The sequence below is a fragment of the Pseudomonas sp. 273 genome, assembly GCF_029201425.1.
Classification (GTDB): Bacteria; Pseudomonadota; Gammaproteobacteria; order Pseudomonadales; family Pseudomonadaceae; genus Pseudomonas; species Pseudomonas delhiensis.
The window spans coordinates 6,510,548-6,531,480 of sequence record NZ_CP116775.1 but is presented as its reverse complement, the minus strand read 5'-3'; the positions used below and the strand labels follow the sequence as shown (position 1 = coordinate 6,531,480).

The 20,933-nt window shown below is 70.1% G+C and carries 17 protein-coding genes and 1 pseudogene; 13 read left to right on the top strand and 5 right to left on the bottom strand.

Translation table 11 applies throughout. The features are described from left to right. The first annotated feature begins 40 nt into the window (after window positions 1-40). The 11 genes and pseudogenes from PKO50_RS29920 to PKO50_RS29870 all read left to right on the top strand — a co-directional run bounded on the left by PKO50_RS29920 (window position 41) and on the right by PKO50_RS29870 (window position 12,499). Window positions 41-1,728 (top strand): annotated as a pseudogene (locus PKO50_RS29920) (5-guanidino-2-oxopentanoate decarboxylase). 57 nt (window positions 1,729-1,785) lie between these two features. Next, window positions 1,786-2,976: a pyridoxal phosphate-dependent aminotransferase gene (locus PKO50_RS29915; protein ID WP_275628037.1), complete on the top strand. Its 1,191-nt coding sequence runs from the start codon at window positions 1,786-1,788 to the stop codon at window positions 2,974-2,976. Then, entirely contained in the window at window positions 2,969-4,387 is a 1,419-nt protein-coding gene (locus PKO50_RS29910; RefSeq protein WP_275628036.1) for an aldehyde dehydrogenase family protein, read from the top strand. The genes PKO50_RS29915 and PKO50_RS29910 overlap by 8 nt, the downstream gene beginning before the upstream one ends. A gap of 191 nt (window positions 4,388-4,578) precedes the next feature. Continuing rightward, window positions 4,579-5,283, top strand: coding sequence for an NAD(P)H-dependent oxidoreductase (locus PKO50_RS29905; RefSeq protein WP_275628035.1), 705 nt, complete (start codon window positions 4,579-4,581; stop codon window positions 5,281-5,283). Between the two features lie 424 nt (window positions 5,284-5,707). After that, the gene (locus PKO50_RS29900) at window positions 5,708-6,643 is read left to right on the top strand and encodes a LysR family transcriptional regulator (protein WP_275628034.1); all 936 of its coding nucleotides are present in this window, start codon (window positions 5,708-5,710) and stop codon (window positions 6,641-6,643) included. 119 nt (window positions 6,644-6,762) lie between these two features. Then, window positions 6,763-6,963, top strand: a complete 201-nt coding sequence (locus PKO50_RS29895; protein WP_275628033.1) for a hypothetical protein — start codon at window positions 6,763-6,765, stop codon at window positions 6,961-6,963. A gap of 536 nt (window positions 6,964-7,499) precedes the next feature. Beyond that, window positions 7,500-8,357, top strand: coding sequence for a MurR/RpiR family transcriptional regulator (locus tag PKO50_RS29890; RefSeq protein WP_109935303.1), 858 nt, complete (start codon window positions 7,500-7,502; stop codon window positions 8,355-8,357). Window positions 8,358-8,359: 2 nt separating this feature from the next. Continuing rightward, complete coding sequence (locus PKO50_RS29885) at window positions 8,360-9,001, top strand: isochorismatase family cysteine hydrolase (RefSeq protein ID WP_089393921.1); 642 nt, start codon at window positions 8,360-8,362, stop codon at window positions 8,999-9,001. Between the two features lie 14 nt (window positions 9,002-9,015). Continuing rightward, window positions 9,016-10,347: a glutamine synthetase family protein gene (locus PKO50_RS29880; protein WP_109935305.1), complete on the top strand. Its 1,332-nt coding sequence runs from the start codon at window positions 9,016-9,018 to the stop codon at window positions 10,345-10,347. Next, window positions 10,331-11,074 carry an N-formylglutamate amidohydrolase gene (locus PKO50_RS29875; protein ID WP_275628032.1) on the top strand — a complete coding sequence of 248 codons (744 nt, stop codon included), beginning with the start codon at window positions 10,331-10,333 and terminating at the stop codon, window positions 11,072-11,074. The genes PKO50_RS29880 and PKO50_RS29875 overlap by 17 nt, the downstream gene beginning before the upstream one ends. A gap of 81 nt (window positions 11,075-11,155) precedes the next feature. After that, on the top strand, window positions 11,156-12,499 hold the full coding sequence (locus PKO50_RS29870; RefSeq protein ID WP_275628031.1) for an APC family permease: 1,344 nt from the start codon (window positions 11,156-11,158) through the stop codon (window positions 12,497-12,499). Window positions 12,500-12,938: 439 nt separating this feature from the next. Here the strand turns inward: PKO50_RS29870 and PKO50_RS29865 are convergent, their stop codons facing one another. Together PKO50_RS29865 and PKO50_RS29860 are read right to left on the bottom strand one after the other, a co-directional pair. Next, window positions 12,939-14,273, bottom strand: a complete 1,335-nt coding sequence (locus PKO50_RS29865; protein ID WP_275628030.1) for a sigma-54 dependent transcriptional regulator — start codon at window positions 14,271-14,273, stop codon at window positions 12,939-12,941. Then, entirely contained in the window at window positions 14,270-16,027 is a 1,758-nt protein-coding gene (locus PKO50_RS29860; protein WP_109935309.1) for an ATP-binding protein, read from the bottom strand. Before PKO50_RS29860 ends, PKO50_RS29865 begins: the two co-directional genes overlap by 4 nt. 103 nt (window positions 16,028-16,130) lie before the next feature. Between PKO50_RS29860 and PKO50_RS29855 the strand changes: the two genes are divergently transcribed. Continuing rightward, window positions 16,131-17,009 carry an alpha/beta hydrolase gene (locus PKO50_RS29855; protein ID WP_109935310.1) on the top strand — a complete coding sequence of 293 codons (879 nt, stop codon included), beginning with the start codon at window positions 16,131-16,133 and terminating at the stop codon, window positions 17,007-17,009. Between the two features lies 1 nt (window position 17,010). Here PKO50_RS29855 and PKO50_RS29850 read toward each other — a convergent pair whose 3' ends face one another. Beyond that, window positions 17,011-17,472, bottom strand: a complete 462-nt coding sequence (locus PKO50_RS29850; RefSeq protein ID WP_275628029.1) for a DUF3301 domain-containing protein — start codon at window positions 17,470-17,472, stop codon at window positions 17,011-17,013. A 124-nt stretch (window positions 17,473-17,596) separates the two neighbouring features. Between PKO50_RS29850 and pdxY the strand changes: the two genes are divergently transcribed. After that, window positions 17,597-18,466: a pyridoxal kinase PdxY gene (gene pdxY, locus PKO50_RS29845; protein WP_109935312.1), complete on the top strand. Its 870-nt coding sequence runs from the start codon at window positions 17,597-17,599 to the stop codon at window positions 18,464-18,466. Window positions 18,467-18,525: 59 nt separating this feature from the next. Here the strand turns inward: pdxY and ybaL are convergent, their stop codons facing one another. Continuing rightward, a complete protein-coding gene (gene ybaL / locus PKO50_RS29840) occupies window positions 18,526-20,220 on the bottom strand; it encodes a YbaL family putative K(+) efflux transporter (protein WP_109935314.1) in 1,695 nt (564 codons plus the stop codon). A gap of 182 nt (window positions 20,221-20,402) precedes the next feature. Beyond that, window positions 20,403-20,906 (bottom strand): acyl-CoA thioesterase, encoded by a 504-nt coding sequence (locus PKO50_RS29835; protein WP_089393931.1) that lies wholly within the window; start codon window positions 20,904-20,906, stop codon window positions 20,403-20,405. Window positions 20,907-20,933 lie beyond the last annotated feature (27 nt).

Sequence of the window (20,933 nt, the reverse complement as noted above, 5' to 3'; positions counted from 1 at the left end):
CCGATGCCGCCGACAAGAGCCCCTCTCCCCAGCCCTCTCCCTGAAGGGAGAGGGGGCAAAAGCGCTGCGGCGCGAATGGCGACTCCGCGAGTCGCCGGACAGGACGAGGATTTGCCCATGCAACAATCGAAGACCCTCACCGGCGGCCAGGCCCTGGTCCGCCTGCTGGCCAACTACGGCGTCGACACCGTGTTCGGCATCCCCGGCGTGCACACCCTGGAGCTCTACCGCGGCCTGCCCGGCAGCGGCATCCGCCACGTGCTCACCCGCCACGAGCAGGGCGCCGGCTTCATGGCCGACGGTTATGCGCGGGTCAGCGGCAAGCCCGGCGTGGCCTTCATCATCACCGGCCCGGGGGTGACCAACGCCGCCACCGCCATCGGCCAGGCCTACGCCGACTCCATCCCGCTGCTGGTGATTTCCAGCGTCAACCACACCGCCAGCCTGGGCAAGGGCTGGGGCTGCCTGCACGAGACCCAGGACCAGCGCGCCATGACCGCGCCGATCACCGCGTTCTCGGCCGTGGCCCTGACCCCGGAAGACCTGCCCGAGCTGATCGCCCGCGCCTACGCGGTGTTCGACAGCGAGCGCCCGCGCCCGGTGCACATCTCGGTGCCGCTGGACGTGCTGGCCGCGCCCATCGCCCGTGACTGGACCGGCGAAGTGGTGCGCCGCGCCGGCCGCGGCCAGCCCTGCGCCGACGCGCTGCACCAGGCTGTGGATAAACTCACCGCGGCCAAGCGGCCGATGATTATCGCCGGCGGCGGCGCGCTGCATGCCGCGCAGGCCCTGGCCGCGCTCAGTGAACGCCTGGCCGCGCCGCTGTTCACCAGCGTCGCCGGCAAGGGCCTGCTGGCCCCGGAAACCCCACTGGCCGCCGGCGCCACCCTGTGCACCCAGGCCGGCTGGGACATGATCGCCGAGGCCGACCTGGTCCTCGCCATCGGCACCGAGATGGCCGACACCGACTTCTGGCGCGAGCGCCTGCCGCTGACCGGCGAGGTGATCCGCGTCGACGTCGATTCGCGCAAGTTCAACGACTTCTACCCCAGCGCCGTGGCCCTGCTCGGCGACGCGAAGGCCACCGCCGAGGCGCTGCTGGCCGCGCTGCCGGCCGCCAAGCGTGACGCCGGCAGCGCCATCGAGCGCGTGGCCCAACTTCGCCAGCAACTGGAAGCCAGCCACGCGCCGCTGCAGCTTATCCACAAGGCGATCCTCGAACGTATCGCCAAGGCGCTGCCGGCCAATGCCTTCATCGCCAGCGACATGACCCAGCTGGCCTACACCGCCAACTACCTGTACCCCAGCCGCGCCCCCCGCGGCTGGCTGCACCCCACCGGCTACGGCACCCTCGGCTACGGCGTGCCGGCCGGCATCGGCGCCAAGTTCGGCGCGCCGGAGCGCCCCGGCCTGGTACTGGTGGGCGACGGCGGCTTCCTCTACACCGCCCAGGAACTGGCCACCGCCACCGAGGAGCTGGACAGCCCGCTGGTGGTGCTGCTGTGGAACAACGATGCCCTCGGGCAGATACGCGACGACATGCTCGGCCTGGACATAGAGCCCATCGGCGTGCTGCCGCGCAACCCGGACTTCGCCCTGCTCGGCCGCGCCTACGGCTGCGAAGTGCGCCAGCCGCAGAGCCTGGACGAGCTGGAGCGCGACCTGCGCGCCGGCTTCGCCCACCCCGGCGTGACCCTGGTCGAACTGAAACACGCCTGCGCCCAGTAGGCTCCGTCGTACCCGCCGGGGCCCACGCGGGCCCTGGTGCATTGAAGGACACTTCCCATGCGCTACTCCAACCTCACCCAACGCATCGCCGGCGACGGCGCCGCCGCCTGGGACATCCACTACCGCGCCCTGGCGCGCATGGAACAGGGCGACGACATCCTGCTGCTGTCGGTGGGCGACCCCGACTTCGACACCCCGGCGCCCATCGTGCAGTCGGCCATCGACAGCCTGCTGGCCGGCCACACCCACTATTCCGACGTGCGCGGCAAGCGCAACCTGCGCGAGGCCATCGCCCGCCGCCACAGCCAGCGCAGCGGCCAGGCGGTGGACGCGGACGCCGTGGTGGTGCTGGCCGGCGCGCAGTGTGCGCTCTACGCCGTGGCCCAGTGCCTGCTCGACCCGGGCGACGAGGTGATAGTCGCCGAGCCCATGTACGTGACCTACGAGGCGGTGTTCGGCGCCTGCGGGGCCAAGGTGGTGCCGGTGCCCGTGCGTTCGGAAAACGGCTTCCGCGTGCAGCCCGGGGACGTGGCGGCACTCGTCACCCCGCGCACCCGCGCCATCGCCCTGAACAGCCCGCACAACCCCTCCGGCGCCAGCCTGCCGCGCGCCACCTGGGAAGCCCTGGCGGTGCTGTGCATCGAGCACGACCTGTGGATGATTTCCGACGAGGTCTACAGCGAGCTGGTGTTCGACGGCGAGCACATCAGCCCGGCCAGCCTGCCGGGCATGGCCGAGCGCACCGCGACCCTCAACAGCCTGTCCAAGTCCCACGCCATGACCGGCTGGCGGGTGGGCTGGGTGGTCGGCCCGCGCGAACTCTGCGGCCACCTGGAGAACCTCGCCCTGTGCATGCTCTACGGCTCGCCGGACTTCATCCAGGACGCCGCCTGCACCGCGCTGGAAGCCCGGCTGCCGGAACTGGAAGCCATGCGCGAGGCCTACCGCCAGCGCCGCGACCTGGTCCTCGACTGCCTGGATGGTTGCGTCGGCCTGCGCGCCCTGCGCCCGGACGGCGGCATGTTCGTGATGGTCGACATCCGCCCCACCGGCCTGTCCGCCCAGGCCTTCGCCGACCTGCTGCTGGACCGCCACGGCGTCTCGGTGCTGGCCGGCGAGGCCTTCGGCCCCAGCGCCGCCGGGCATATCCGCCTGGGCCTGGTGCTCGGCGCCGAGCCGCTGCGCGAGGCCTGCCGGCGCATCGCCCTGTGCGCCGCCGAACTGCTGAAGGAGAAACGCTATGCATGACCGCCTGCAGCTCTACATCGACGGCGCCTGGGTGGCGCCGCAAGGGCAGGGCCTGGCCGAGGTGCAGAACCCGGCCACCGAAGAAACCATCGGCCGCGTGCCGCTGGGCGCCGAAGCCGACGTGAACCGCGCGGTGGAAGCCGCGCGGCGTGCCTTCCCGGCCTGGTCGCGGACGCCCTCCAGCGTGCGCGCCGGCTACCTACGCGCCCTGGCCGGACAGCTCAGGGCCCGCGCCGACGAGATGGCCGCGCTGATCACCGCCGAGCTGGGCATGCCGGTGCAGTGGTGCCGCATGGTCCAGGTCGACGGACCGATCGAGGGCCTGGAAAGCTACATCCCGCTGGCCGCGCACATGGACGAGGTGCGCGAGGTCGGCAACTCGCTGGTGGTCAGGGAAGCGGTGGGCGTGTGCGCCTTCATCAACCCCTGGAACTACCCGCTGCACCAGTTGATCGGCAAGCTCGCCCCGGCCCTGGCCGCCGGCTGCACGGTGGTGGTCAAGCCCAGCCAGGACACCCCGCTGCACGCCTTCCTGCTGGCCGAGATGATCGACGCCATCGGCCTGCCGGCCGGGGTGTTCAACCTGGTCAGCGGCCCCGGCTCGAAGGTTGGCGAGGCGCTGGCGCGGCATCCGCAAGTGGACATGGTCTCCTTCACCGGCTCCACCGGCGCCGGCATCAAGGTCTCCGAGGCGGCGGCGCCGACGGTCAAGCGCGTGTGCCTGGAGCTGGGCGGCAAGTCGCCGTTCCTGATCACCGCCGATGCCGACCTGGCCGCCGCCGTGCGCCACGGCGTGCAGGACGTGATGATCAACTCCGGGCAGACCTGCACCGCGCTGACGCGCATGCTGCTGCCCGCCAGCCGCTACGCCGAGGCGCTGGAGATCGCCCGCGCCGAGGCCGAGGCGCTGAAGCTGGGCGACCCGCTGGAGGCGGACAGCTTCCTCGGCCCGATGTGCTCGGCCGGCCAGCGCCGCACGGTGCTGGACTACATCCGCGTCGGCCAGGAGGAGGGCGCCCGCCTGCTCTGCGGCGGCGCGGAGCGGCCGTTCGGCCTGGAGCGCGGCCACTACGTGCAACCGACGCTGTTCGCCGGCGTGAACAATTCGATGCGCATCGCCCGCGAGGAAATCTTCGGCCCGGTGCTGTGCCTGATTCCCTATGCCGACGAGGCCGAAGCCCTGGCCATCGCCAACGACTCGCCCTTCGGCTTGTCCAGCGCGGTCTGGGCGGGCGACCGCGAGGATGGCCTGCGCCTGGCCCGGCACATGCGCGCCGGCCAATGCTTCGTCAACGGCGGTGCGTTCAACTACCGCGCGCCCTTCGGCGGCTACAAGCAGTCCGGCAACGGCCGCGAATGGGGCGAGGAAGGCCTGGCCGAGTTCGTCGAGCACAAGGCCATCCAACTCTGAGAGCCTGAAGAGCGCCCTCTCCCCAGCCCTCTCCCGCAAGCGGGAGAGGGGGCAAGAGCAGTCCAGCGCGGCGGTGACGTTTCGCGCTGGCACGGATAGCTCCCCTCTCCCTTCGGAGCGGGGCGCGCAGCCAGGGGCTGGGGGAGAGGGTGCCGAGCCCAGCGCCGATGCCCGACCATCAAGGAATCCACATGAACGTACTGATCGTCCACGCCCACAACGAACCCCAGTCCTTCAGCACCGCGCTGTACAAGCTGGCCGAGGAAACCCTGCAGGGCCAGGGCCACGAAGTGCAGGTCTCGGACCTGTACGCGATGCACTGGAACCCGGTGGCCAGCGCCGCCGACTTCGGCGCCCGCGCCAACCCGGACTACCTGGTCTACGCCCTGGAGCAGCGCGAAGGCGCCAAGGCCGGCACCATCGCCGCGGACATCCAGGCCGAGCTGGACAAGCTGCTCTGGGCCGACCTGGTGATCTTCAACTTCCCGGTCTACTGGTTCTCCGCCCCTGCCATCCTCAAGGGCTGGTTCGACCGCGTGCTGGTCTCGGGCATCTGCTACGGCGGCAAGCGCTTCTACGACCAGGGCGGCCTGGCCGGCAAGAAGGCCCTGGTGAGCGTGACCCTCGGCGGGCGCGAGCACATGTTCGGCGAAGGCGCCATCCACGGCCCGCTGGAAGACATGCTGCGGCCGATCCTGCGCGGCACCCTGGCCTACACCGGCATGACCGTGCTGCCGCCGTTCGTGGCCTGGCACGTGCCCTACATCAGCAACGATGCGCGCCAGGACTTCCTGCGCCAGTACCAGGACCGCCTGCAGCGCCTGGATCAGGACCGGCCCCTGGAATTCCCCCGCCTGGAGCAGTTCGACGAGCGCCTCTACCCGCTGCCGCGCTGAGCGGCGCCCCTCGATGCCGTGGCGCACCGTCGTAGGATGGTGTTGAGCGAAGCGATACCCATCACCGCGACTCGGCCTTGGGTCACCTGTCCCGAGCACTCCGATCTCGGCCAATGAGCCGGGCATGGGATGGGTGTAGCGGCGTATAACCGCGAACGGTTATACGCCCTACGGCCCCAACCAGCCCGCATCCCGGAACGAAAAAAGGCGCACATCAATCAAGACGTGCGCCTCTGGAGGAAAAGGGCAGCCGCTGCAGCCTGGTATGCGCGGGGGAGTGTTGGCGACCGGCTGGTGTGCCGGGTGCCATACGACGGGCCGGTTGGGCCCGTCGCTGCTGCAGCGACCTGGTTGCCACTATACCCGGCAACTGTCCGGGGAAAATGACCCTATACTGCGATTCAGTTTTGCAGACGGGGCAACAGTGGACACTTTACATGCGATGCGGGTCTTCGCCCGCGTGGTCGATGCCGGCAGCTTCACCGCTGCGGCCAACGCCCTGGGCCTGTCGACCGCCCAGGTCTCCCGCGTGGTCTCGGACCTGGAAGCCTACCTGCAGGCGCGCCTGCTGCACCGCACCACCCGGCGCCTGGCGCTGACCGAGACCGGCGAGCGCTACCTGCAGCGCTGCCGGGCGATCCTGGTGGACGTCGACGAGGCCGAGGCCGAGGCCAACGGCGCGCACCTGAGCCCGCGCGGCCGGCTGCGGGTGCACTCGCTGACCGGGCTCGGCCAGCAGCACCTGATCCCGCTGATCTCGCGCTACTGCCAGGGGTACCCCGAGGTCTACATCGAGCTGACCCTGGCCCAGCGCCAGCCGGACATCCTCGAAGAAGGCCAGGACGTGGTCATCACCCGCGACCGCGAACTGCCCGACTCCGAATACGTCGCCCAGACCCTCGGCACCATCTACAGCGTGCTCTGCGCCAGCCCCGGCTACCTGGCCGAACGCGGCACGCCGCGCGGCATCGACGACCTGCGCGAGCACCGCTGCCTGCGCCTGCAGGACCCGACCTTCCCGGAGGGCTGGGCCTTCGAGGAAGACAACGAGGCGAGCGTGATCCGCCCGCGCGACACCTTCATGGTCAACGTCGCCGAGGCCCTGGCCGGGGCGGCCCGCGCCGGCATGGGCATCTGCCTGCTGCCCAGCTACGTGGCCGCGCCGGCGCTGAGCCAGGGCGAACTGGTGCGCGTGCTGCCCGAGCGCAGCCTGCACGTACGGCAGATCTTCGCCCTCTACCCGTCGCGGCGTTTCCTCGACGCGAAGATCCGCACCTGGGTGGAATTCCTCAAGGAAGAACTGCCCAAGGCCTTCGATGCCGACGAGCAGGTGCTGAGCGATCCGTCCCACTGGGCCTGACGGGATTGTTGCTTTTTAGGCAATGGTCTGTTGGTGAGCCAGCTATTTTTCCGTCTGTCACCGAGTCGTAACCTTTGCATCGCCCCCAACGAGCGGGGCCAATCAAAGGTTCGAAAATCATGTCCCGTAAACTTGTTGTTGCTGCCCTGCTGTCCCTTTGCTCGCTGTCCTTCGTGCAACTGAGCTTCGCCGAAGAGTCCCGACTGATGACCGACAAGATGGTGAAAGCCAACGAGGCCGCCATCGCCGCTGCCCAGCAGGCCTCCGACGCCGAGCGTACCGCCGGCAAGGCCGCTGCCCAGTCCAACGCCGATTCCTGATCGGCGTTCCCTTCCCCGGGAAGCCCGGAGCGTGAGCCGGTATTCCCAATGCCTTGCGCCGCATACGAGATGCGGCGTTTTTTTATCCCGGCGGGGGCGGTGATTCTTTCATTTTTTGAAAAAGTCTTTCGCCGTCTTCGCGCTTTATCCGCAATAGTTAGGTCAATATACTTGTCTTTATCTGCCGGTTTCCCCGGCAGGCCCGACACGATCAGCCTGATGTGTCACCCGAGGGTGCGGTGACTGCGAATCTTCCGCCCCCTCACGCCAGCCGGTTCCTCCAACGCCGACTGGCGCTGCTTCCCGACGCCGATATCCGATTGCTCCAATCGACGTCTTCTTTCCGGCCGCTGCACTCAGCGGCCGTTTTTTTGCCCGGAACAAATCCCGACTGCCGAAGCGCCCGTGCCGCTGCCCGGTATAGAGCGGGCGGATGCCTGTGCGCGGAAAATGTAGTGAATCGAACATAAATAAAGTATTTGCAATGATTTGAAATATTCACTACAAGACCAGGCATAACCGCCAAGGGAGCTGCCATGTCCAGCCTCAAAGACCGCCTGGCCGCACCGGACGTCGCCCTGACGCCGGCCGAGCGCAAGGTGCTGCGTGCCCTTCTCGACGACTACCCGCGCCTGGGCCTGGGCCCCATGGCGCGCCTGGCGCGGCAGGCCGGGGTCAGCGACCCGACCATCCTGCGCCTGGTGAAGAAGCTCGGCTTTGCCGGCTACGGCGAGTTCCAGGATGCCCTGCTGATCGAGGTGGACGACCGCCTGCGCTCGCCGCGCACCCTGCTCGCCGAACGCCGCGAACGCATGGAGCACGACGATCCCTGGTCGAGCTACCTGGCCGACGCCTCGGACAAGCTGCAGCACACCCTGAACCTGACCCGCGCCGACGACATCCGCCTGCTCGGCGACTGGCTGCTCGACCCGCGCCTGCGCCTGTATTGCCATGGCGGCCGCTTCAGCCGCTTCCTCGCCGGCTACCTGGTGACCCACCTGCGCCTGCTGCGCGGCGGCTGCCTGTGGCTGGACGACGGCATGGCGCTGCCCGACCTGCTGCACGACATGGACCGCCAGTCGCTGCTGGTGCTGTTCGACTACCGCCGCTACCAGGCCCAGGCCCAGCTCGTCGCCCAGACCGCCAAGGCCCGCGGCGCGCGGGTGGTGCTGTTCACCGACATCTATGCCTCGCCGCTGCGCGAACTGGCCGACCTGATCGTCAGCGCGCCGGTGGAATCCACCTCGCCCTTCGACTCGCTGGTGCCGGCCATGGCCCAGGTCGAGGCGCTCATCGCCAGCCTGGTGGCGCGCAGCGACGCCCAGCTCGACGAGCGCCTGGAGGGCATCGACCAACTGCGCGCCGCCTTCAACGCCCACCTGCTCGAGGAGTGACCATGTTCAGCCTGCCCCACCACTCGCCCCGCGACCTGCCGTACCGCCGCGGCGAGACCGCCATCCTGTTCGTCGACATGCAGAACGCCTGGGTCATCCCCGGCCGCGACGCCCACGTCGACGCCGGCAAGGCCCGCTACTTCTACGAGCGCGTGCAGAACCAGGTGATCCCCAACCAGCAGCGCCTGCTGGCGGCCATGCGCGGCGCCGGGCAGAACGTGCTGCACACCATCATCGAGAGCCTCACCGCCGATGGCCGCGACCGCTCCCTGGACCACAAGCTGTCGGACATGCACCTGCCCAAGGGCCACCCCGACGCCCAGGTGATAGACGCGCTGGCGCCGGCCGAGAACGAAATCGTCCTGCCCAAGACCTCGTCCGGCGTCTTCAACTCCACCGCCATCGACTACGTGCTGCGCAACCTCGGCGTGCGCCACCTGATCGTCTGCGGCGTGGTCACCGACCAGTGCGTGGACATGGCCGTGCGCGACGCCGCCGACCGCGGCTACCTGGTGACCCTGGTCGAGGACGCCTGCGCCACCCACACCGCCGAGCGCCACCAGGCCTGCCTGGAGGCCATCAAGGGCTACTGCTGGATCGCCGACACCGACGCGGTGCTGGCCCGCATCGCCGACCTCGCCTGACCGCGGAGCACGCCATGAGCCATCCCACCGGGCCGCTGCACCTGAGCAGCTTCGTCACCACCGACCTGGCCGGCGTTACCCGCGGCCGTTCGCTGCCGGCCGCCGCGGTCGCCGAGCAACTGGCCAGCGGCTGCGGCTGGGTGCCGGCGAACAGCGCGCTGACGCCGCAGGACATCATCGCCGACGACAACCCCTGGGGCAGCCACGGCGACCTGCGCCTGCTGCCCGACCCCCAGGCGCACCTGTACCTGGAACAGGGCCCGGACCCGCTGGCGCCGCCGCTGGACTACTACCACGGCGACCTGGTGGAGACCGACGGCACGCCCTGGCCGGTGTGCCCGCGCACCCTGCTGCGCGAGGAGATCGCCCGCTACCGCGAGCTGGGCCTGCAGGTCACCGCCGCCTTCGAACACGAATTCACCCTGCTGGGCCTGCCCGAGGGGCCGGGCGGCGCCTTCTCGCTGCAGGCCCAGCGCGCCGCCGGCAACTTCCCCGGCTGGCTGATGGCCGCCCTGGAGCAGGCCGGCGCCGAGCCGGAGATGTTCCTGCCCGAATATGGCCGCCGCCAGTACGAGGTGACCTGCCGCCCGACCCAGGGCGTGGCCGCCGCCGACCGCGCGGTGAACGTGCGCGAGGTGGTCCGCGAGATCGCCCGGCAGATGGACCTGGGCACCTGCTTCTCGCCGCTGCGCGCGCCCGGCGAAGTCACCAACGGCGTGCACCTGCACCTGAGCCTGCAGAGCCTCGACGGCACGCCGCTGTTCTATGACGCCGCGCAGCCGAACAACCTCTCCGAGACCGCGCGCCACTGGGCCGCCGGCGTGCTGCGCCACCTGCCGGCGCTGTGCGCGCTGACCGCGCCAACGGCCGTTTCCTACCTGCGCCTGAAACCGCACCACTGGAGCGCCGCATACGCCTGCCTGGGCCTGCGCAACCGCGAGGCGGCGCTGCGCATCTGCCCGGTGGTGAGCCTCGGCGGCAAGCCGCTGGCGCGCCAGTTCAACCTGGAGTTCCGGCCGATGGACGCCACCGCCTCGCCCCACCTGGCCATGGCCGCGGTGCTGATCGCCGGCCGCCTCGGCCTGGAGGAACGCTTGCCGCTGCGCGCGGTGGCCGACGTCGACCCGGACTCGCTCGACGCCGCCGAGCGCCAGGCCCTCGGCATCCAGGCGCTGCCCGGCTCGCTGGAGCAGGCCCTGCAACTGCTGATGGACGACCACGCGCTCTGCGCGCAGCTGCCGCCGGCGCTGCTGCAGACCTACTTCGCCATGAAGCGCCAGGAGCTGGCGCTGACCCGCGACCTCACCGACGACCAGGTGTGCCAACGCTATGCCAGCCTCTACTGAAAGCGGGCTCTACCGCGAAGCGCCGTTCCGCCTGCTCAACCCGCAGGGCAGGAGCCCGGTGCTGCTGGTCTGCGAGCACGCCAGCCGCTACATCCCGGCGGAACTGGCGCAACTCGGCCTGGACGACGCCGCGGCGCAGGAGCACATCGCCTGGGACATAGGCGCGCTGGCCCTGGCCGAGGCGCTGGCCGAGCGCCTCGACGCGCCGCTGCTGGCGGCCGGCTACTCGCGCCTGCTGATCGACCTGAACCGCCCGCTGGCCGCGCCGGACAGCATCCCCGGGCACAGCGAGGTCTACCCCATCCCGGGCAACCTCGGGCTGAGCGAGGCGAACCGCCGGGAACGCCAGGCGCGCCTGTTCGAACCCTTCCACCGCGCCCTGGCCGAGTTGATCGACCAGCGCCAGGCGGCCGGGCAGCCGACGCGCATCGTCGGCGTGCACAGCTTCACCCCGAGCTACCGCGGCGTGCCCCGGCCATGGGTCGCCGGCGTGCTGTACGGCCGCGCCGAAGGCTACGCGCAGCGGATCGTCGATGGCCTGCGCGAAGGCGGCGGCGAGATCGGCGCCAACCAGCCCTACGACATCGACCCGGCCGAGGACATGACCGTGCCGGTGCACGGTGACGAGCGCGGCATCGACGCCGTGCTCCTGGAAATCCGCAACGACGGCCTGCGCGAGGCCGCCGCCATCCAGGCCTGGGCCGAGCGCCTGGCGCCCTGGCTGTAAGCCCCAGAACAAGAAACGCCGTCGCGCTCGCGGCGCAGACAGACAACAACGACAAAGCTGCCGAATCGAGAGGACTCCCCCATGGCCATCGAACAGTTTGGCTACCAGCAACAGCTCCGCCGCAGTCTTTCCCTCAGCGACCTGGTCATCTACGGGATGATCTTCATGATCCCCATCGCGCCCTTCGGCGTGTACGGCTGGGTCCACGCCGACTCCCAGGGCATGGTGCCCATGGCCTACCTGGTGGGCATGCTGGCGATGCTGTTCACCGCCCTGAGCTACGGCGCCATGGCCCGCGCCTTCCCCATCGCCGGCTCGGTGTACTCCTACGCCCAGCGCGGCATCCACCCGCACGTCGGCTTCCTCGCCGGCTGGGTGCTGCTGCTGGACTACCTGCTGATCCCGCCGCTGCTCTACGTGTTCAGCGCGCTGGCGCTCAACCACCTGTTCCCGCAGGTGCCCAAGCTGGCCTGGATGCTCGCCTTCCTGGTCTCGGCGACCCTGGTGAACCTGCGCGGCATCACCTTCGCCGCGCGCTTCAACCTGCTGTTCCTGATCGCCGAGATGATCGTCCTGGCGATCTTCCTGGCGGTCGGCTACCACGCCCTGGAGGGCGGCATGGGCAATGGCCGGCTGACCCTGGCGCCGCTGTACCAGCCGGAGCATTTCGACCTCGGCCTGGTGATGAAGGCGGTGTCCATCGCGGTGCTGTCGTTCCTGGGCTTCGACGCCATTTCCACCCTCGCCGAAGAGGTGAAGGGCGACCCGGCCAAGCAGATCGGCCGCGCCTCGCTGATCGCGCTGTTCGTCATGGGCGGCATCTTCGTCCTGCAGACCTGGCTGGCCACCGACCTCGCCGCCGGCATGACCTTCCAGTCCGCCGACACCGCCTTCTACGAGATCGCCGAGGCCGCCGGCGGCAAGTGGCTATCCACCCTGACCGCGGTGGCCACCGCGCTGGCCTGGGGCGTGACCGTGTCGATCACCTCGCAGGCGGCGGTCTCGCGCCTGCTCTACTCGATGGCCCGCGACGGCCGCCTGCCGCGGGTGCTGGCCAAGGTGCACACGCGCTACCAGACCCCGCACGTCAGCCTGTACCTGGTGGCGGTGCTGTCGCTGGGCATCGGCGTGGCCTTCCTCGACGCCCCGGACGTGCTCACCTCGCTGGTCAACTTCGGCGCGCTCACCGGCTTCTGCCTGCTGCACCTGGCGGTGATCAACCACTACTTCATCCGCCAGAAGAGCGGCAAGGTGCTGCGCCACCTGCTGTGCCCGCTGGTGGGGCTGGCGATCATCGGCTACGTGCTGGTCAGCATGAGCGCCGACGCCCAGTACCTGGGCCTGGCCTGGATCGCCGTGGGCCTGGTGTACCTGGCGGTGCTGCACAAGCGCGGCAAGGCCGGCGAGCTGGCCACGGGGCTGTGACCGGCAACGGCGGATGAAGCGTTCCGCTTCATTCGCCCTACAAGAGCGTCAGGGCGCGTAGGGCGGATAACCGTTCGCGGTTATCCGCCGCCTCACTGCGGCGGCGTGTCTCCAGCCTTGTAGGAGCGGACTCCGTCCGCGATAGCCGGACGTTCCGGCGCGATTCGCGGATGAGATCCGCCACCACACCGTACCCATGTAGGAGCGCGCCCTGCGCGCGATTTCGCGGGCAGGGCCCGCTCCTACAGGTTTCCGTGGGGCACGGTGTTTATCCTGTAGGAGCGGACCTTGTCCGCGATAGCCGGAGGTATAGGCGCGATTCGCGGATGAGATCCGCTCCTACGCCGCGCCACCACATCGTGCTCCTGCAGGCGCGCGCCCTGCGCGCGAAATCGCGGACGGAGTCCGCTCCTACGGTTTCGGGGCGGCGCGGTGGTCGTCAGCCTTCGCCGAGGAATTCCCCGCGGCTCAACCCGTGCCGCTGCATCTTCTCGTTGAGGGTGCGGCGTGGCAGGCCGAGCAGTTCCATCACCGCCTTGATGTCGCCCTTGCACTGGCTCAGGGCCTGGCGGATGCACTCGGCCTCGTAGGCCTCCATGCGTTCGAACAGGCCGCTGCCGGCGGGGGCGGCCAGTTGCGCCTCGCGGTCCAGGCCGAGCACGTGGCGCTCGGCGGCGTTGGCCAGCTCGCGCACGTTGCCCGGCCAGTCGTGGGCCAGCAGCCGCGCCAGCTCGGCGGTGGACAGCGGCGGCGCCTCGCGGCCGAGCTTTTCGCTGGCCAGCCGGGCGAAGTGCTCGAACAGCAGGGGGATGTCCTCGCGCCTTTCGCGCAGCGGCGGCAGGCGCAGCTCGGCGACGTTCAGGCGGTACACCAGGTCCTCGCGGAAGCGCCCGGCGCGGGCTTCCTCCAGCAGGTCGGGCTTGGTCGCGGCTATCACCCGCAGGTCGACGCGGATGCTCTGGTTCGAGCCCAGGCGCTCCAGCTGCTGCTCCTGCAGCACGCGCAGCAGCTTGACCTGCTGGGCCAGCGGCATGCTCTCGATCTCGTCGAGGAACAGGCTGCCGCCGTTGGCGTGCTCCAGCTTGCCGATGCGCTTGCCCTGGGCGCCGGTGAAGGCGCCGCTTTCATGGCCGAACAGCTCGCTTTCGAACAGTTGCTCGGGGATGGCCGCGCAGTTCAGCGCGACGAAGGGCTTGCCGGCGCGCGGGCCGAAGTCGTGCAGGCAGCGGGCGACCAGTTCCTTGCCGCTGCCGGTGTCGCCGCGGATCAGCACGTTCACCGGGGTGTCGGCCAGGGCCATGACCTGGCGGCGCAGGGCTTCCATGGGCTTGGATACGCCGAGCAGGCGCGAGGCCACCTGGTCCTTGAGCGTCGCCTGCTCGCGCAACTGGCGGTTCTCCAGCACCAGGCGGCGCTTCTCCAGGGCGCGGCGCAGGCTGTCCAGCAGGCGCTCGGGGGTGAAGGGCTTCTCGATGAAGTCGTAGGCGCCGTCGCGCATGGCCTGCACCGCCATGGGCACGTCGCCGTGGCCGGTGACCATGATCACCGGCAGGTCGCGGTCCAGCTGCTGCAGGCGTTCGAGCAGGGCCAGGCCGTCCGTGCCGGGCATGCGCACGTCGCTGATCACCACGCCGGCGAAGCCGCGCTCCAGGTTCCTCAGGCACTCCTCGGCGCTCTTGCACAGGCGCACCTCGAAGCCGGAGAGCTGCAGCCACTGCTGCACGGCCTCGCGGATGGCGGCTTCGTCATCGACGAAAATCACGTGTTCGGTCATGTCTCTTCGCTCGCGGCGGGCAGCGCCAGGCGGAACAGCGCGCCGCCCTCGGGACGGTTGGCGGCCTCCAGGCGGCCGCCGAGTTCGTGGACGATGCCGTAGGATACCGCCAGTCCCAGGCCGAGTCCCTCGCCCACCGGCTTGGTGGTGAAGAAGGGGTCGAAGACGTTGCCCAGGTGTTCGCCGGCGATCCCCGGGCCGTTGTCGGCGATTTCCAGGCTCCACTGCTCGCCCTCGTGGCGCAGCGTCACCTCGATGCGCGGGCGCTCGGCGCCGGCCACCGCGTCCAGGGCGTTGCGCAGCAGGTTGACCAGCACCTGCTCCAGGCGGATGGCGTCGCCCAGCACCCAGGCCGGCACGCTGAGCACCTGGCTGATCTCCACCTGCTCGGCGCGGATGCGCGGCGTCAGCAATTGCAGGGCCTGTTCCAGCACGTGGCCCAGCTCGATGCGTTCGCGCAGGCCGCCGGGGGTCTTGCGGGCGAAGGTCTTCAGGTGGCCGGTCAGCGCGGCCATGCGTTCCAGCAGCTCGTCCAGGCGCGCCAGCGCGGCGCGGGCCTCGTCGTTGCGCCCGGCGTCCAGCAGCAGGCGCACGCTGGCCAGGTGCATGCGCTGGGCGGTCAGCGGCTGGTTGATCTCGTGGGCCAGGGCCGCCGACATCTGCCCCAGGGCCGCCAGCTTGGCGGCCTGCACCAGGCCGTCCTGGGCGGTGCGCAGGTCGGCGGTGCGCTGCTCCACCAGGCGCTCCAGTTCCTCGCGGCTGCGCTGGCGCAGGCGGGCGATGCGCCAGCGCTGCTGCAGCAGCATGGCCAGGAACACCAGGGCCAGCCAGGCCCCGGCGGCGGCCAGGCGCGCGGTGGCGACGTCGCTCTGCACGCCGCGGGCGTCGCGCAGCAGGTGCAGGGTCCAGTCGTCGTCGGGCAGGCTCAGGGACTGCCAGAGGTAGTCGGTCTCGTCGCCCCTGGCGCCGACGCGCACCAGGCGGCTGTCCTCGCCCAGCGGCTGCAGGGTGCGGTGTTGCAGCGGGGTCAGCGGCTGGCGGTCGTACTGGCGGGTCTGCGCCAGCTCCAGGCGGGCGAAGGTGTCCAGCGGCTGCAGCTCGCGGTAGCGCCAGCCGGGGTGGTTGGCGAGGAAGACGATGCCCTTGGTGTCGCTGACCAGCACCAGGTCGGGGGTCTGGCTCCACTGCTGTTCCAGGTCGGGGAACTCCAGCTTGACCACGATGGCGCCGAGGAAGCGCCCGGCCTCGTCGCGCACCGCGTTGGCCAGGAAGTAGCCGGGGATGCCGGTGGTCACGCCCACCGCGTAGAAGCGCCCGGTGCCCTGGGCGATGGTCTGGCGGAAGTAGGGGCGGAAGGCGTAGTTGTGGCCGACGTAGCTGGTCGGCAGGCGCCAGTTGCTGGCGGCCACGGCCAGGCCGTCGCGGTCGAGCAGCTCCAGGGTGGAGGAGCGCGCGGCGGCGTTGATGCGCTCCAGCTTGAGGTTCAGCGCCCGCTGCGCATCGCCCTGCACCGGGCCGGCCAGGGCCTGGCGCAGCTCCGGGTCCAGGGCCAGCACCGCCGGCAGGCTGCGGTAGCGCTCCAGCAGGGTGCGCAGGGAACTGACGTACAGCCCCAGCTGCTCGTGGGCCGCCTCGGCCTCGGCGAGCAGCGAACGGTGCCGCGCCTTCTCGCCCGCCCAGTACACCGACAGCAGCAGGCCGGCCAGCACCAGCAGGCTGGCGAGGATCAGGCGCAGGGGACGGTTGAAGGTCATGGTGCTCGGGGCGGGTGGGCGGAGCGCGACCATAGCACGTCCGGGCACTGGTCCGGCGCGACTGCGGGTCGCTACACTGCGCGACCTTCGAGGAGAACGTCCGATGCAGCTGATCGCCTGGTCCCATCCCTGTTCCGCCGGCTTCACCCTGCGTGGCTGGCGCAGCGAACCCAGCGGCAAGCCACTGCTGCACTTCCTGCATGGCAACGGCTTTTGCGGGCGTGCCTACGAGCCAATGCTCAAGCACCTGGCGCGGGACTTCGACCTCTGGCTGTGCGACGTCCAGGGCCACGGCGACAGCGACCACGGCGGGCGCTTCCACGGCTGGAACCGCAACGCCGAGATGGCCGTGGAGGCCTTCGAGGCCGGCCGCGCGGCCTACGGCGAAGTGCCGCGCCATGCCTGCGGGCACAGCTTCGGCGGGGTGCTCAGCAGCCTGATCCTCGCCCGCCATCCGCAACTGTTCGAGCGCGCGGTGCTGCTCGACCCGGTGCTCTTCACCCCGGCGATGATCGGCGTGATGGCGCTGTCCGAGGTGCTCGGCCTGCACGAGCGGCGGACCATGGTGCAGAAGGCCAGGGCCCGGCGCAGCCAGTGGCCGGACCGTGCCGCCGCCTACGCCGGCCTGCACGGCCGCGGCATCTTCCGGGGCTGGACCGACGAGGCGCTATGGGCCTACGTGGAGAACGCCATCAAGGCGGTGGACGGCGGCGTTGAGCTGAAGTGCCGGCCGAGCCGCGAGGCGGAGATCTTCAGTTCCTTCCCCAAGCGCCTGTGGCCGTCGCTGGCGAAGGTGGGCACGCCGACCCTGGTGCTGTTCGGCGAGCGGACCTACCCCTTCGTGCCCAAGGCGGTGGCCCGCTGGTGCGCGCAGAACACCCACGTCGGCGGGCAGAACGTCGCCGGCGGGCACTGCTTCATGCAGGAATATCCCCAGGACAGCGCCGAGCGGGTGGCGCGCTTCCTGCTCGGCCACGAATAGGTCAGTCGCCGACCTTCTTGCTCGAGTGGTTGCGGCGCCATTCGTCCAGCCGCACCACCTCGGCCTTGTGCCGCGGCGGCGCGGCTTCCGGCTCGGGGGCCGGCAGGGCCTGGGCGATTTCCACCACCGCGCGCACCTCGTGGGGCTCGGGGTGGAAGCGGAAGGGCTCCAGCTCGATGGGGCCGGGGCGCTGGCCGAGCATGGTGATGCTGCCGTTGTAGCGGTCCTGGCCGCTGGCGGTGAACTCGAAGCCGTATTCCCGGGCCAGGCAGAGCATGCCGTTGGCGCCGCGGCGCAGGCGCAGGCGACGCAGGGCGACGTTCTCGTCGAGCAGCTCCACCCCCTGCCGCGCGCAGTGCTGGCGCGCCAGCTGCAGGGCGCGCTCGCGGATGCCGTGGGCGCGCCACCACCAGGCGGCGGCCGTGGCCAGCAGGAGGAATACGAAAAGGTTGCCCAAGGTCACTTCAAGGCTCCGCTCGGGAAGAGGCGCTTCAGCTTACCGAGTCTGTAGGAAAGCGGCGAGAGCCGCTGGTTCCCAGGTGGTGAATTGCGCCCCATACTGACACATCCAGTTGCAGGAATTCGCCATGTCGTCGCGTACCCCCCACGTCCTCGCCATCCAGTCCCATGTCGTCTTCGGCCATGCCGGCAACAGCGCCGCCGTGTTCCCGATGCGCCGCGTCGGGGTGAACGTCTGGCCGCTGAACACCGTGCAGTTCTCCAACCATACCCAGTATGGCCACTGGACCGGCCAGGTGCTGCCGCCGGAGCAGATTCCGGCGCTGGTGGAAGGCATCGCCGCCATCGGCGAGCTGGGCAACTGCGACGCCGTGCTGTCCGGCTACCTGGGCAGCGCCGCCCAGGGCCGCGCCATCCTCGAGGCGCTGGCGCGCATCCGCGAGGCCAACCCGCGGGCCATCTACCTGTGCGACCCGGTGATGGGCCACCCGGACAAGGGCTGCATCGTGGCGCCGGAGGTCGGCGAGTTCCTGCTCCAGGAGGCCGCCGCGGTGGCCGATTACCTGTGCCCCAACCAGCTGGAGCTGGACAGTTTCTGCCAGCGCAGCCCGCGCTCCCTGGAGGACTGCGTGGACATGGCCCGCAGCTTGCTGGCGCGCGGCCCGAAGGCGGTGCTGGTGAAGCACCTGAACTACCCGGGCAAGCCGTCGGACGCCTTCGAGATGCTGCTGGTCAGCGCCGAGGGCAGCTGGCACCTGCGCCGCCCGCTGCTGGCCTTCCCGCGCCAGCCGGTGGGCGTCGGCGACCTGACCTCCGGCCTGTTCCTGGCCCGCCTGCTGCTGGGCGAAGCGCCCTGCACGGCCTTCGAGTTCACCGCCGCGGCGGTGCACGAGGTGCTGCTGGAAACCCAGCACTGCGGCAGCTACGAGCTGGAACTGGTGCGCGCCCAGGACCGCATTGCGCACCCGCGGGTGCGGTTCGAGGCGAAGGCGATCTGAGGGTGCGTCAGCCGCTATCCTCCAGGCGGCGCCAGTAGCGACCGGCACCCGCCGCGGATTCAAGCCGACTGCGGCAGCCCATCCGGCTGCGGCGCCGGGGTGTCGTGCTGTTCGACGCGCTGGTACATGCCCTGGGCGATCTCGCGTTCGCCCATGATCACCAGGTTGGCGCCGTTCTGCTCCAGGTACTCCACCTCGGCGTCGAAGTGCGCGCGGGCGATGATGTCCAGCTCGGGGTTGGCCGCCCGTGCGCGGCTGGCGATCTGCCCGGCCTCGAAGCCGTTGGGGATGGCGATCAGCAGCCAGCGCGCCGTGGTGATGTTGGCCAGGGCCAGCACCTCCGGGTTGGCGGCGTTGCCGACCACCACGCTCAGGCCGCGCTCGCGCAGTTCGGCGGCTTTCTCGCGCTTGTCCTCGATCACCACCAGAGGCGTGCCGTCCTTCTGCAGGCGCGCGCTGACCAGTTCGCCGACGCGGCCGTGGCCGATGAGGATGGCGTGCTCGTGCTCGCGCACCGGCGGCGGCAGGTCTTCGTCCTGCGCCTGGGCTTCGCTGGGCTGGGCGGCTTCCTTGCGCGCCTGCAGGCGCTCGATGGCGATGAACAGCAGCGGGTTGACCAGGATCGACAGGATGGCGCCGGCCAGCACCAGGTCGCGGCCCTGCTCGGGCAGCAGCTCGAGGGTCACGCCCAGGCCGACCAGGATGAAGGAGAACTCGCCGATCTGCGCCAGGCTCGCGGCGATGGTCAGCGCGGTGCTGTTGGGGTGGCCGAACAAGCGCACGATGACGTAGGCGGCCACCGACTTGCCGAACACGATGACCAGGAAGGTGGCCAGCACCGGCAGCGGCTCGTGGATCAGGATCGCCGGGTTGAACAGCATGCCCACCGAGACGAAGAACAGCACGGCGAAGGCGTCGCGCAGGGGCAGCGAGTTTTCCGCCGCCTCGTGGCTGAGTTCGGATTCGTTGAGGATCATCCCGGCGAAGAAGGCGCCGAGGGCGAAGGACACGCCGAACACCACCGCCGAGCCGGTGGCGATGCCCAGGGCGATGGCCAGCACGGCGAGGGTGAACAGCTCGCGCGAGCCGGTCGCGGCGATCTTCTCCAGGGCCCAGGGCACCACGCGGCGGCCGCCGAGGATCATCACCGCGACGAAGGCCACCACCTTGCCCAGGGTCAGCAGGATCGGCAGCAGGATGCCGCCGCTGGCGCCGTCCTCGGCCTTGCCGCCGAGGGTGCCGGCCAGCGCCGGCAGCAGCACCAGGGTGAGGACCATGGCCAGGTCCTCGACGATCAGCCAGCCGATGGCGATGCGCCCGCGCTTGGTGTCGATCAACTGGCGCTGCTCCAGGGCGCGCAGCAGCACCACGGTACTGGCCACCGACAGCGCCAGGCCGAACACCAGGCCGCCGCCCAGCGGCCAGCCCATCATCCAGGCCAGGCCCATGCCGAGCAGGGTGGCCACGCCGATCTGCACCACCGCGCCGGGGATGGCGATGGCCTTCACCGAGAGCAGGTCCTTCAGCGAGAAATGCAGGCCGACGCCGAACATCAGCAGGATCACCCCCAGTTCGGCGATTTCCGTCGACAGCGCCTGGTCGGCGACGTAGCCGGGGGTGAAGGGCCCGGCCAGCACGCCGGCCAGCAGGTAGCCGACCAGCGGCGAGATGCGCAGGCGGTTGGCCAGGGCGCCGAGGATGAAGGCCAGCACGAAGCCGACGGCGAGGGTGGTCAGTAGCGGTGTGTGGTGCATGGTCTGGGCTCCGGGCACGCAGGGAGCCAGCGCCCCGGGCGGGCGGCGGCTCGAAGGTGGATCACGGGGGCAAACCCGCGGATTGGGCAAGTCTAGGCGCTGGCAAGGCTTTCGGCCTTGCCGACGCTCAAGGTTAACTCGTTGACGCGCCGGACTTTTTCAGTGGCACTTGAGAAATCTTGTCAAGAAATGTCGGCATCCTTGTCCCATTCTTCACGAATTGCCTGGTAACGCTGCTCCAGCTCCTGGCGCAGCTGACGGCGCTGCTGGGCCTGGGCGAAGCGCCGGCGCTCCTCCCGGGTGGCCGGCTGCAGCGGCGGCACGGAGGTGGGTTTGCGCTCGTCGTCCAGCGCCACCATGGTGAAGAAGCAGCTGTTGGTGTGGCGCACGGATTTCTCGCGGATGTTCTCGGTGACCACCTTCACGCCGATCTCCATGGAGGTGCGGCCGGTGTAGTTGACCGAGGCGAGGAAGGTCACCAGCTCGCCGACGTGGATCGGCTCGCGGAAGATCACCTGGTCGACCGACAGGGTCACCACGTAGTGGCCGGCGTAGCGGCTGGCGCAGGCGTAGGCGACCTCGTCGAGGTACTTGAGCAGGGTGCCGCCGTGGACGTTGCCGGAGAAGTTGGCCATGTCCGGGGTCATCAGGACGGTCATGCTGAGTTGGTGGTTGCCGGGTTCCATATCGCTCTCGCAGGGCGGGTGGGGGGA